This is a genomic window from Streptomyces sp. NPDC030296, from assembly GCF_055572815.1.
In genome coordinates this window covers 61,439-73,561 of record NZ_JBVICQ010000023.1, presented here as the reverse complement: position 1 = coordinate 73,561, position 12,123 = coordinate 61,439, and the positions used below count along the sequence as shown (strand labels likewise).

The window sequence follows — 12,123 nt, the reverse complement described above, 5'->3', positions numbered from 1 at the left end:
CGACACCGAGGCCCTCAAGGCACGGGTCAAGGCCCTCACCGCCAAGCACCCGCTCTACCCCACCCTCGGCACCTGACCCCGAGCGGCGGCGGGGATCGTCCGATCTCAGCCGCCGCTCCCGGATCTGACCCCGGGTTCACCGGCACACAGTGCCGTTCTTCTGGGGTACCGCGCACACTGGGCAGTGAGCGCGGTGCCCCGCCCCCTCGCACAACCCCCGTTCTGAGGAGTCACCGTGGCCATCTCGGTCTTCGACCTGTTCTCGATCGGCATCGGCCCGTCCAGCTCCCACACGGTCGGCCCGATGCGGGCCGCCCGGATGTTCGCGCGCCGGCTGAACAAGGAGCGGCTGCTGACCGCGACCGCCTCCATACGGGTCGAGCTGTACGGCTCCCTGGGCGCGACCGGGCACGGTCACGGCACCCCCAAAGCGGTCCTGCTGGGCCTGGAGGGCGCCTCGCCCCGCACGGTGGACGTGGAGTCCGCCGACGAGCGCGTGGAGTCCATCAAGGAGGCGGGCCGGATCCGGCTGCTCGACGACCACGAGATCCCCTTCGACTTCGACAAGGACCTGGTCCTCCACCGCCGCAAGACCCTGCCGTACCACGCCAACGGCATGACGGTCCGGGCGTACGACGCGTCCGGCGCGGAGCTGCTCTCGAAGACGTACTACTCGGTCGGCGGCGGCTTCGTCGTGGACGAGGAGGCGGTCGGCGCGGACCGCATCAAGCTGGACGACACGGCCCTCAAGTACCCCTTCCGGACGGGCGACGAGCTGCTGCGCCTGACGAAGGAGACGGGCCTGTCGATCTCCGCGCTGATGCTGGAGAACGAGCGGGCCTGGCGCACGGAGCAGGAGATCCGCGAGGGGCTGCTGGAGATCTGGCGGGTGATGCAGACGTGCGTCGCGCGCGGCATGTCCCGCGAGGGCATCCTCCCCGGCGGACTGCGGGTACGCCGCCGTGCCGCCGTCTCCGCCCGTCAACTCCGCGCCGAGGGCGACCCGTTGGCCCGTTCCATGGAGTGGATCACGCTGTACGCGATGGCCGTGAACGAGGAGAACGCCGCCGGCGGCCGCGTGGTGACGGCGCCCACGAACGGAGCGGCCGGCATCATCCCCGCGGTCCTGCACTACTACATCAACTTCGTCCCCGGCGCCGACGAGGACGGCGTCGTCCGCTTCCTGCTGGCCGCCGGGGCCATCGGCATGCTCTTCAAGGAGAACGCGTCCATCTCGGGCGCGGAGGTCGGCTGCCAGGGCGAGGTCGGCTCGGCCTGCTCGATGGCGGCGGGCGCGCTCGCGGAGGTCCTCGGGGGCAGCCCCGAACAGGTCGAGAACGCGGCCGAGATCGGCATGGAGCACAACCTCGGCCTGACCTGCGACCCGGTCGGCGGCCTCGTCCAGATCCCCTGCATCGAACGCAACGGCATGGCCGCGGTGAAGGCCGTGACCGCAGCCCGCATGGCCATGCGCGGCGACGGCACCCACAAGGTGTCCCTCGACAAGGTCATCAAGACGATGAAGGACACCGGTGCCGACATGAGCGTCAAGTACAAGGAGACGGCGCGGGGCGGGCTGGCGGTGAACATCATCGAGTGCTGACGGCAGGGGCCGGGCCCTGACCAGCGCGTTCGTGTCTTTCGGCGCTGTCGGGGCCTTCCCTTCCCACGCGGCGGAAACTCGGCAGCGAGGGGTTCGAAGCAGTCGGGAGAGAGTTTCCCGGGCACAACGCAGACCACAGCGTCGTCGAGGCGATGCGCGGCCGCGAGAGCCCGGCCCTGTCCGCGCTCGGCCGCAACCTGCACCGGAGCGGACGCGGCGTGGTCGATGAACTCCGGTACCCCGCCCGGATCCGTTCACCGGCGTGCCGGGGAACCGCCTCGGACCCGTGTGCGCACCCGACGCACCAGCTCGTCCGCGGCCTGCGGCCACTGTGCGTACTGAAAGTCAAAGCCTGCCTGGGTCAGTCGGCCCGGAACGACACGGCGGCTCTTCAGCAGCAGTTCGGTGTCGGAACGCAGAACGAACGCGCCGACCTCGGCCATCCACTTGGTCGCGGGGAGACCCACCGGTACACCCCACGCGGAGCGCAGGGTGCGCATGAACGCGCGCTGCGGCAGGGGGTGGGGAGCCGCCAGGTTCACCGGACCCGCGATGTCCTCCCGGTCGATCAGGAACTCCACCGCGCGCACGAAGTCGTGTTCGTGGATCCACGACACGTACTGTGCTCCACCGGCGACCGGGCCGCCGAGACCCAGGCGGGCCAGTCCCAGCAGGACGGCGAAGACCCCGCCGGGGTCCGGGCTCATCACCATGGCCGAGCGCAGGGCGACCTTGCGCGTGGCCGGCGCTTCGGCCTGCTGCTGAGCCTGCTCCCAGGCCTTGGCGATCTCGACGCTGTACGCCCAGTAGTCCGGCACGCCCGGTTCGGTACCGCCGATCACACCGGTGGCCTCGTCGTTGGGGGCGTCGATGCGGTGCGCGTACACCGTGGCGGTGCTCATCTGCAGCCAGACCCGGGGCGGTCGGGCAGCGCCCGCGATCGCGGCGCCCACGACCCGGGTGGAGTCGACCCGGGAGTCCATCATCTCCTGCAGGTTGGCCGGGGTGTATCGGCAACTCACAGTGCGTCCGGCCAGATTGATCACAACATCGCTGCCGTCCACCGCCGCCGTCCATGGCCCCAGGGTCCGGCCGTCCCATGGGACCTCGCCCTCGCGCCTGGGGCGTCTGGTGAGAATCACGACCTCGTGGCCGGCGACATCGAGTGCGCGCTTCAGGACCGCGCCGACCTGTCCGGTGCCCCCGGGAATCACGATCTTCATCGGCTACCCCTCCTTCGTCTCGGGTGAGCCTAGACCAAAAAGTTGAACGCGTTCAAAATCATGGAGCAACAATCCACGCTTTCGGCCGGCCTCGCCGTGCGGCACAGCCGCGCTGGACGCCAGTGGGGAGCGTTGTCCGGTTCGATCCGACCGTGCGCGGTGGCGCGGGTCTTGCCCAGCAGGGCACGTCCCGCCGGGGCAGGCGTTTCAGGCGCTGGTGCAGCAGGGGCTCGTTCCCCTTGGTCACGGCTTCGTTGGTCTTGCCGCCCACTTGCCGTGCCCTTGGCTCCCGAGCCTCTGCCTCCATCGCTAGGGTGGGCGGCGGACAAGCATGCAGAAGTGGGGGTTCCCTTGCCGTCAGGGCACGTGCAGCCGGACTCCGAGCAGCGCTCACGGACCGGCCCCCGGCAGCTGGCACCGATCCCCTTCGACGTCGAGGCCGTCTTTCCGGAGCTGTCGGGTACGGCGCGTGAGGTCACCCTCCTGTATCCGCGGGCCGGGCAGCCCGGACCGGGTGACAGTTCCCTCGGCGGTCCGCTGTTGTGGCCGGACGACGAGCCCTGGCCGATGTGCGCCGAACCCGACCACTACAAGCCGCTCGCCGAGCCGGTGGGCCCGGAGCCCGTCGCGATGGTCCCGGTGCTCCAGCTCTATGCACGCGATGTGCCCGGCCTGCCCTTTCCTCCCGGCACCGACCTGTTGCAGATCCTGTGGTGCCCACTCGTCCACGACGACGGTGAGTACGCGGCCAGTCCCCGGCTGCGCTGGCGGAGCGCGGCGCTGACGACCGAGGGTGCCGCCGTCGGGCAACCACCCCGCCCGCACACTGTCGAGGAGGACTTCCTGCCCCGGCCGTGCACGGTGTCACCCACACCGGCTGTCGAATACCCGAACTGGGACCTACCGGAAGGGCTCGGCGAACTGCTCGGCGTGCGGTTCGAGACTCTGAAGAAGGAACGGGGCTACGACTACTTCGAAGTGGCCACCACACAGCAGAGCAAGGTCGGCGGCTACCCGGGATGGACCCAGCCGCCGGACTGGCCGGACTGCGCAAACTGCGGCACCCGCATGGAACACCTGCTCAGCGTGACCGCGACCGAACCAGGTGGGGGCCGCTGGCTCCCCCTGGACGAGCGGGACCCTCGCCAAAGCGGGTCCGCGACACCACCCTGGCGGGCCGACGCGGACCCCTCTCTGCTCGATGCGTTCGGCCACGACATGGACCTGGGCGACCTCGGCGGCATGTACTTCTTCGTCTGCCGTGACTGCCCGGACATCCCGTACACCCACCGCTACGACTGCTGAGTCCCATCCTGTCGGCTCGCCGGGTGCCATCAGCGGTGCCGGCAACTACCGTCTGCCGCTCGTCCGGTCCTGCAAACTGTCACACCAGAGGGCGCTGTCCGTGACCGAGGGCAGCGCGCAGGGTCAGTGAGGCGTTCCCTCCCGCACGGCCTGGAAGGGGAGGTCCCGCCGGGGGAGGTGAAGCCAGCCCTCGACCGCGGCCATGGCGTGCTCCTCCTCGGTGGTCGGCGCGTGGGTCATGCCGCAGGCCGCGGCCCGTGCGACGACCGCCGCTATCAGGGCGTCCAGGGCGTGGTCGTCGGTCACGCACCGGTCACGCACCCGCTCGGTCAGGTCCAGGTCCAGCCCGGCCTCGAGGCCGGTGAGGATCCGGGACCGCGCGGCCGTGGCGCCCTTGCGCTTGTAGGTCCCCTCCGGGGCGAGCCCCCACTGGATCAGCGCGAACGCGGGGTACACCTCGGCGACGGGGCCCGAGCCGTCGCGCGGTACCGGCGGACCGCCCTCGGCCAGCCGAGCCAGCAGGCCGGCCGCGCGGATGGCGACGACGCCGAGTCTGTCGGCCGACACCGACAGCGGACGCTGCCTGCCCGCCCCCGTGCGCTTCCACGCGACGTCATCGGTCAGACGGTGCGTGAAGGCGTTGCCGAGTCCGGGGCGACCGTCGGCGCACGCCGCGTAGTGGGCGAGCGCGGGCAGTTCGACGCCGGTCGCGTGCGCGGTGAGCAGGGCGACGAAGGCGGCAGGCCAGCCCAGGGGCGAGTCCAGCCCCGTCTTGTCCGCGGAACGCATCGCGTCCAGCAGGTCGTCGTCGTGCCTCGCGGGAAGCAGTTCGGCCACAGGCCGCCGACCCCACGTCACACGGCACACGCCAGTGATTCCGGTGCGCCCGGCCAGGTCGACGCCGACCGTCACCATGGCGCCGGCGGCCCCCGCATCGCAGCCCCGCTCTCGGACGAGATGTCGCATACGGGCACTCTCGCACACCGCTGCGGGCCGGTCGGGGGCTCATCGGGAGGCGGGGCCTCGCTCCTGGAGCCTCGGGGAGTCGGAGGCGGGGGTGAGGGCCGCGCCGAGTTCCGATCGGCGGCGGATGCCGAGTTTGCGGTAGGTGCTGGTCAGGTGGGTCTCGACGGTGCGGCGGGCCAGGTGGAGGAGCTCCGCTATCTCCGTGTTCGTGCGGCTCTGCGCGGCGAGTTCGGCGATGCGGCGTTCTCCGGCGGTCAGCGCGTCGGGGCCGGTCAGTGCCGTCGCCGGGCGGCGGGCGCCGCCCTCGCGCAGGGCCTCCTCCGCCGCCGCCCGGGCGCGGACCGCGCCCATCCGTTCCGCGCGGGCGGCCGCCTCCCGGAGGGCGTCACGCGCCCGCGCCCGCTCCCCGGCCGCCGTGAGCAGCCGTCCCTGCGCGGTCAACGCCGCGATCAGTTCCGTCTCGGCCGCGCCGGGCGTCCCTCTGTCGGTGCCCTCCCGGTGTGCGGCGACGTCGTCCGACGGCCCGTCGGCCGTGCCGCACGGTGTCCTTCCGACGGTGGCGTACAGGGCCTCGCCCGTCGTTCCGCCGTGGGGCCCGGCCTGCGACGGGGGCGGTGTCTCCTCGGTACACGGGGCCGTGTCCGCGTCCTGGTGGAGGATGCGGACCGCGCGGTCGGCCAGGTGGAGGCCCCGGCGGCCGCCCGTGGCGGTGGCCAGGGTGCGCAGGGCTCGGCCGAGGACGCGGGGGGTGTTCCAGACGCGGGCCAGGCACAGGTCCTCCTCGGCGAGGGCGAGGGCCTCGCGGGGGCGGCCGAGGGCCAGTTGGCATTCGGCGGCGGCCGTCCGCCAGGGGGTGACCACGGGGCTCACCACGTCCCGTGCCGACTGGCGACGCCCGCACTCCAGGAAGTCGTCGAGCGCGGCGGCCGGGTCGCCGAGCGCCGTGTGCAGGACGCCCCGGGCGTAGAGGAAGCGGTTCAACTCCCAGCTGTCGGGGGCGTTCTGGAGGTCGAAGCCCTCCGCGAGGCGGGCCGCCTCCTCCGTGCGGCCGGTCTCGACGAGGGCGACGACGGCGTGGGCGACGGCGTTGGCCGAGGTCGGCGGGGATCCGTCGAGGCGGCGCACCTCCGGGTCGGCGAGGACCTCGTCGTAGGCGCCGCGCGCGGCGGCCAGGTCGATGCGTACGTTCAGCAGGGCCGTGTGCATGGGGTGGAGCAGGGACGTGCGCTGGCCGGCGAGGCCGCGCCGGACGAGGCGTTCGGCCTCGTCGAGCTGGTCGGCCCACTGGGCGACGGCCGCCGCCGTACCCGGCAGGAACGCCTCCTCCAGCGGGTCGGCGGGCTGCGCCAGCAGGGCGCGGACGCGCTCCATGGCCGACTCCGCCGAGATGAGACCCGCCGTCGACTCGTAGCGCACCAGGAGGGCCTGCCCGGCCGTTCCGACGAGGTCGGGTGACCGTTCGGCGGTCTCGCGCAGCCAGCGGTAGACCTCCTGCCGTACCCCCTGGTCGTGGTCGGACAGCAGCGCGGACGCGGTCTGCGCGGTGCGGGCCAGGTCGGGGTGGCCCGTCAGGTGTTCGTCGCGCAGTCCGCGCAGGACGTCGATCGCGGCGCGGGCCTCGCCCCGGCGGGCCAGCGCCGTGCCGAGGGCGACCGCCGCGCGCACCCGGTCGCGGGGCGGGCCGGGCAGCCGCATCGCCTCCGCTAGGCGCGGTATCCCTGCCGTGGAGCGTACGGTCGCGTACTCCAGGGAGCCCAGTTCGGTGAGGACGGCGGCGCGGCGGGCGGGCGGTATCGGCTCGTCGAGGGCGCGGCGCAGATAGGCGAGGGCGTCGTCGCTGCGGTCGTCGCGGGCGGCCAGGTCGGCGGCGTCGAGCAGGGCGGCCGTCGCCCAGGTGTCGCCGACGGGGCCGGCCCGCAGCAGTTGCCCGGCGACGGCCTCGGCGTGGTCGCCGCGGCGCAGCATCGCCTCGGCCGCCCGCTGGTGGGCGCGTTGCCGTGCGGCGCTGGTCCACCCGCCGAGTACGGCGTCCCGCAGCAGCGGATGGGCGTAGCGGTGCCGGCCCTCGGGGTCCGGGCGGAGCAGACCGAGGCGGGTCATGGCGGTGAGCCAGCCCGGTACGCGGCCGGGGTCGGCGCCCGCCGTCCGGGCGATCAGGTCGGCGTCGGCCGTGCCACCACCGACCTCCTCCAGCGCGGCGAGCGCGCGGGCGACCTCGGTGGTGGCGGGCCCGGCGCTGTCCAGCCACCAGGACACGGCGGCGGCGTACGAGCCGGGGTACAGGGCGGCGCAGGTGTCGGGGAGGGTGTCCTGGTCGGTGGACTGGAGGTCGTCGAGGAGGGCGCTCAGCAGCAGGGGGTTGCCCGCGCCCGCCCGTACGCAGTCGGCGACCCACTCCGGCGCGGTGTCGCCGGCCCGCACCGAACGGATGAGCTCCGCGGCGGAGTCGGGGCGCAGCGGGGCCAGGGTGCGGGTGTGGACGAGGGCGGAGGAGAGGGCGTGCGTCAGGCCGTCGGCCGGCGGGTCGATGTCGTACTGGCTGCGTTCGGTCACCACGAGCAGCACGGGTAAGCGGTCGATCCAGCGGACGGCCTCGACGAGCCAGCGCCGGGACGCGGTGTCGGCGAGGTGCGCGTCGTCGACGGCGATCAGCAGCGGGGTCTCGTCGGCGTAGGAGCGGAGCAGCCGCCACAGCCGGGCGGACCTGCCCCGGTGCGGCGGGGTGCCGGGCGGGTCCGGCGCCTCGCCCGCGACGGCGTCGAACTCGGGTGCGTGAGCGAGGAGTTGGTAGACGGTGTCGAGCGGGATGGAGGTGTGCTCCGGAGAGCAGCGGGCCCGCAGGACCCGCATGCCCTGGGCCGTCGCCTGCTGCGCCGCGGCCTCCAGGAGCGCGGTGCGGCCGGTGCCGGTGGCCCCTCTGAGCACGATCAGGCGGCCGGATCCCGTGCGGGCGCGGGCGGCTTCGGCAGCCAGCAGCTCCAGGGTGTCACGGCGTTCGAGGAGCCGGTCCGGTGCGCACATCACTGCCTCCTGTCGTGGATGTGTCGTCTTCCGTTCGGTAGACGGGCCGACGCCCGCCGTGGTGCACCGATTCCGGTCGGACTCGGTGCGCGCTTTCCGGCCGTCCGTGACGGCGGTGCGGGGGACGGCGGTACGGGGGACGGCGGTGCGGGGGACGGCGGTGCGGACGGCGGTGAAGGGAGCCGCCGTGGAGGTGTCGTGGCCGATCTCGTGGTCGATCTCGTGGTGCTCCACGATTGCGCACGGCGGTCGGCGCACAGAAGTGTGGTTCGAGCCCATCGGTCACCTGGGCCCCAGCGGTGCGTCCGGCTCCGCCGGCCGGCCCGGTCCGCGGCCCGCACGGTGATCCGGCAGGTCGCCCCGTCGGCGGAGCCTCCCCCCACGCGTACACAGGAGAATCGGTTGCCCAGCTCATTACGGACGGCGGAGACGGAGACGGCCACGACCGTGGCGCGGCGCCGGATCCCGGTCGTGGTCCACACCCCGGATCCGCTCTCCCGGGCGGGGGTGCTCAGCCAGTTGGGCGGGCACCCGGTGATCGACCTGGTCGAGGGCGGTGAACCGAGGCCCGGCACCGTGGCCGTCCTGATCGGTGAGACACCGGACGAGACCCTGCTGGCGGCGCTCCGCAGACTGGTGCGCAGCGACGGCGCGCGGGCGGTGCTGGTGGTGAGCGCGATCCGGGAGACGGAACTGCTCGACGTCATCGAGTGCGGGGTCGGGGCGGTGGTGTGGCGCCACGAGGCGACCGCGCACCGGCTGTCGCAGGCGGTGCTCGCGGCCTCGCGCGGTGACGGCGATCTGCCCGCCGATCTGCTGGGGCGGCTGATCACCCAGGTCGGCTCGTTGCAGCGTTCGGTGACCGGCCGGCCGGGCGCGCCCGTGTCGGGCCTCGTGCCGCGGGAGATCGACGTGCTGCGGCTCGTCGCCGAGGGGTTGGACACCGGTGAGATCGCGAGCAAGCTCTCCTACTCCGAACGCACCGTCAAGAACGTGATGCATGGTCTGACCACCCGGCTGCATCTGCGCAACCGGGCGCATGCCGTGGCGTATGCCCTCCGGGAAGGCTACCTCTGATCGAACAGGCAGTCGCATCGGACCCACCGGGCAGTGTGCTCTGCCCCCGGGTCGTCCCCGGCGTGCCTGCGGGGACGGGCGCCGCTCGGGGCACGATCGGCGGACGGACAGACGACGGGGCGGACGGCACGGGAGCACGACGGTGATCCACGAGGTGGACGAGGTCCTCAAGGGGCTGATCGGGGGCGGCGCCCTGGCCGGTTCCGGTATCGAGGTCTCCTTCGAGGCACCGACGCGCGACTGGGCGGCCCGGCGCAACGCGCCCACCATCAACACGTATCTGTACGACATCCGCGAGGACGTCTCCCGGCGGCAGCGGGGCCACATGCCCGTCCGCGACGAGCGTGACATCGTGGTGCGGCGCCGTCAGCCGCCCCGCTGGTTCCGGTTGTCGTACCTGGTCACGGCCTGGACGAAGCAGCCGCAGGACGAACACCGGCTGCTCTCCGCGGTGCTGGCGACGCTGCTGCCGCGCGAGTTGCTGCCGCCGGACGAACTGCCGGGCGCGCTGGGCGCGCTGGGGCTGTCGGTGCCGCTCACGGTGGCGGGGCTGCACACCGAGTCCCGTTCCCTGGCGGAGATCTGGTCCGCGCTGGGCGGCGAACTGAAGCCGTCCCTCGACCTCGTGGTCACGGCGCCCTTCCCGGCCTTCCCCGAGTACGACGCCGGTCCCCCGGTCACGGAGGGCGCGGCGGTCCGGGTCCGCACCATGGACGGCTCGGCGTCCGACTCGCCCGAGCGACGGCACCGGCCGCGGCACCTGGCGCCGGCCCCGGCGACGGGCGGCGGACCCGTGGCCCCGGTGGAGCGGGCCGAGTGAGCACGCACGCCCCGGTGGAACCCGACGGAGCGACGCTCCCCGCCGCGCCCGGGCCGGGTGCCACCGACGATCCCCTCCTGGTGCGGCTGGGCCGGCTCCGTGAGCGGGTGTCGCGGCTGGTGGACCGGCGGGCCGCCGTCGACCCGACCGCCGCCGACCCGCTGCGCGGGCTCTACCTGTCCGAGGAGGCCGTACGGCATCTGCTGGTCCCGGTGCCGCCGGATCCGGAGGGGCCGGGGGCGGCGTACGACGGGCCGGAGGACCGGTTCGCGCGGCTGGCCGGGCGGCTCGGGCTCACCGACCTGGACACGGCCGTCCTGCTGATCGCGCTCGCCCCGGACGTGGACCGCTCCTTCGAGCAGCTGTACGGGTATCTGAACGACGACGTCAGCCGGCGCCGGGCGAGCGTGGGGCTCGCCCTCGATCTGTGCGGGGTGCCGGTGCACCGCGCGGCAGGGCGGGCCAGGTTCCACCCGTCGGCGCCGCTCGGCGCGCTCGGCCTGCTGACCGTCGAGGATCCCGAACGCCCGTTCCTCAGCCGGGCGTTGGCCGTGCCCGACCGGCTCGTCGCGCATCTGCTCGGCGACGACACCCCGGACGCCGCGCTCGCCGCTCATGTCCGGCCGTTGGCGCCGCCCGCCGAGTCGCTGGTGCCCGGTGGCGCGTTCACCGCCAAGCTGGCCGCCCGGCTGGCCGCCGGTCCGCTCGCCGTCCATCTGCGGGAGCACCGCGAGGGGGACGGGCTGCTGTGCGCGGCGGCCGCCCTGCGCGCGGCGGGCCTGGAGGCCCTGCACCTCACCCCTGTGCCGGAGCCCGCCCAGGACGGCGATCCCTGGTCCGGTCTCCTCCCCCGGCTGCTGCGCGAGGCCCGGCTGAGCGGACGCGCGATCGTCGTGTCGCCCCTGCCCGAGCGTCCGGGCCCGCTGCTGCGCGCGCTGCTCCCGGCCGGCGTACGCGATGCCCGGCGCCGTCACCCACCCGTGGTGTGCGTCGATCCCCGGCCGTACGACCCGCAGTGGGCCGACGTCGACCCGCTGGTCCTCGACGCGCCCCGCCCGTACGCGGCCGCCGCGGACGCCTGGTCGGCCGCGCTCGGTGCGGGCGCGCGGGGGCCGGGGTTCGACCTGGCCGCGACCGTGGCCCCGTACCGGCTCGGCGGGGACCGGATCGAGCGGGCCGCCCGCGCGGCCCTGGACCTCGCCGCGTTCGACGGCACGGAGGTGACCGCCGCCCATCTGCGGCGCGCGGCCCGGCAGCAGTCGGCGTCCGGTCTGGAACGGCACGCCCGCCGGATCCGGCCCGACGTCGGCTGGGGCGACCTCGTCCTGCCGGACAAGCCACTCGCCCAGCTGCGGGAGTTCGCGCTGCGGGCCCGGCATCGCGACCGGGTGCTCGGGGACTGGCGGCTCAGCGCGGGCGGCGGCCGGGGCCACGGCGTGCTGGGGCTCTTCGCCGGCGAGTCCGGCACCGGCAAGACCCTGTCGGCGGAGGTCGTCGCCGCGGATCTCGGCCTGGACCTCTATGTCGTCCAGCTGTCCTCGGTCGTCGACAAGTTCGTGGGCGAGACGGAGAAGAACCTCGAACGGATCTTCACGGAGGCCGACCGCACCGACGCCGTGCTGCTCTTCGACGAGGCGGACGCCGTGTTCGGCAAGCGCTCGGAGGTCAAGGACTCCCACGACAAGTACGCCAACATGGAGAGCGCCTATCTGTTGCAGCGGCTGGAGGCCTTCGACGGCATCGCGCTGCTCACCACCAACCTGCGGGCCAACATCGACGAGGCGTTCACCCGGCGGCTGGACATGGTGGTCGACTTCCCGTTCCCGGACGCCGGTCAGCGGCTGGCCCTGTGGCGGCACAGCCTCGCCTCCGTGCCGTGCGCCGACGACACCGACCCGGGCGGTGTGGCCCGTGACTTCGAACTGGCCGGCGGTTCCATCCGCAGCGCGGTGGTCACCGCCGCCTACGCGGCGGCGGGGCGCGACGACCGGGTCACCTCGGCCGACCTGCGGGACGGCGCGGAGCGCGAGTACCGCAAGGCCGGCCGGCTGGTGCCGGGCGAGGGCGGCTGGTAGCCGCCGGGCGGCCGTTCGGGGGCGACGGGGTCT

General features: G+C 73.9%; 8 protein-coding genes. 5 read left to right on the top strand and 3 right to left on the bottom strand.

Going from position 1 to position 12,123, the window contains the following annotated elements; genetic code table 11:
• Positions 1-235 precede the first annotated feature (235 nt).
• Positions 236-1,603: an L-serine ammonia-lyase gene (locus tag ACZ4Z3_RS39175; protein WP_468505518.1), complete on the top strand. Its 1,368-nt coding sequence runs from the start codon at positions 236-238 to the stop codon at positions 1,601-1,603.
• A 254-nt stretch (positions 1,604-1,857) separates the two neighbouring features.
• Here the strand turns inward: ACZ4Z3_RS39175 and ACZ4Z3_RS39170 are convergent, their stop codons facing one another.
• The gene (locus ACZ4Z3_RS39170) at positions 1,858-2,826 is read right to left on the bottom strand and encodes a TIGR01777 family oxidoreductase (protein WP_468505517.1); all 969 of its coding nucleotides are present in this window, start codon (positions 2,824-2,826) and stop codon (positions 1,858-1,860) included.
• Between the two features lie 366 nt (positions 2,827-3,192).
• Between ACZ4Z3_RS39170 and ACZ4Z3_RS39165 the strand changes: the two genes are divergently transcribed.
• On the top strand, positions 3,193-4,131 hold the full coding sequence (locus ACZ4Z3_RS39165) for a hypothetical protein (RefSeq protein WP_468505516.1): 939 nt from the start codon (positions 3,193-3,195) through the stop codon (positions 4,129-4,131).
• A gap of 123 nt (positions 4,132-4,254) precedes the next feature.
• Here the strand turns inward: ACZ4Z3_RS39165 and ACZ4Z3_RS39160 are convergent, their stop codons facing one another.
• Both ACZ4Z3_RS39160 and ACZ4Z3_RS39155 read right to left on the bottom strand, forming a co-directional pair.
• The gene (locus ACZ4Z3_RS39160) at positions 4,255-5,097 is read right to left on the bottom strand and encodes a DUF429 domain-containing protein (RefSeq protein WP_468505515.1); all 843 of its coding nucleotides are present in this window, start codon (positions 5,095-5,097) and stop codon (positions 4,255-4,257) included.
• Positions 5,098-5,136: 39 nt separating this feature from the next.
• Positions 5,137-8,118 (bottom strand): helix-turn-helix transcriptional regulator, encoded by a 2,982-nt coding sequence (locus ACZ4Z3_RS39155; protein WP_468505521.1) that lies wholly within the window; start codon positions 8,116-8,118, stop codon positions 5,137-5,139.
• 402 nt (positions 8,119-8,520) lie between these two features.
• Between ACZ4Z3_RS39155 and ACZ4Z3_RS39150 the strand changes: the two genes are divergently transcribed.
• From ACZ4Z3_RS39150 to ACZ4Z3_RS39140, 3 genes are all read left to right on the top strand, one after another.
• Complete coding sequence (locus tag ACZ4Z3_RS39150; RefSeq protein WP_468505514.1) at positions 8,521-9,195, top strand: helix-turn-helix transcriptional regulator; 675 nt, start codon at positions 8,521-8,523, stop codon at positions 9,193-9,195.
• A 142-nt stretch (positions 9,196-9,337) separates the two neighbouring features.
• Positions 9,338-10,015, top strand: a complete 678-nt coding sequence (locus ACZ4Z3_RS39145) for a Pvc16 family protein (protein WP_468505513.1) — start codon at positions 9,338-9,340, stop codon at positions 10,013-10,015.
• The gene (locus ACZ4Z3_RS39140) at positions 10,012-12,090 is read left to right on the top strand and encodes an ATP-binding protein (RefSeq protein WP_468505512.1); all 2,079 of its coding nucleotides are present in this window, start codon (positions 10,012-10,014) and stop codon (positions 12,088-12,090) included. Before ACZ4Z3_RS39145 ends, ACZ4Z3_RS39140 begins: the two co-directional genes overlap by 4 nt.
• The last annotated feature ends 33 nt before the right edge of the window (positions 12,091-12,123 follow it).

Excerpts from the sequence above, each read along its gene's own strand:
- ACZ4Z3_RS39160 (WP_468505515.1), bottom strand. The coding sequence starts at position 5,097 with ATGCGACATCTCGTCCGAGAGCGGGGCTGCGATGCGGGGGCCGCCGGC.
- ACZ4Z3_RS39170 (WP_468505517.1), bottom strand. The coding sequence starts at position 2,826 with ATGAAGATCGTGATTCCCGGGGGCACCGGACAGGTCGGCGCGGTCCTG.
- ACZ4Z3_RS39155 (WP_468505521.1), bottom strand. The coding sequence starts at position 8,118 with ATGTGCGCACCGGACCGGCTCCTCGAACGCCGTGACACCCTGGAGCTG.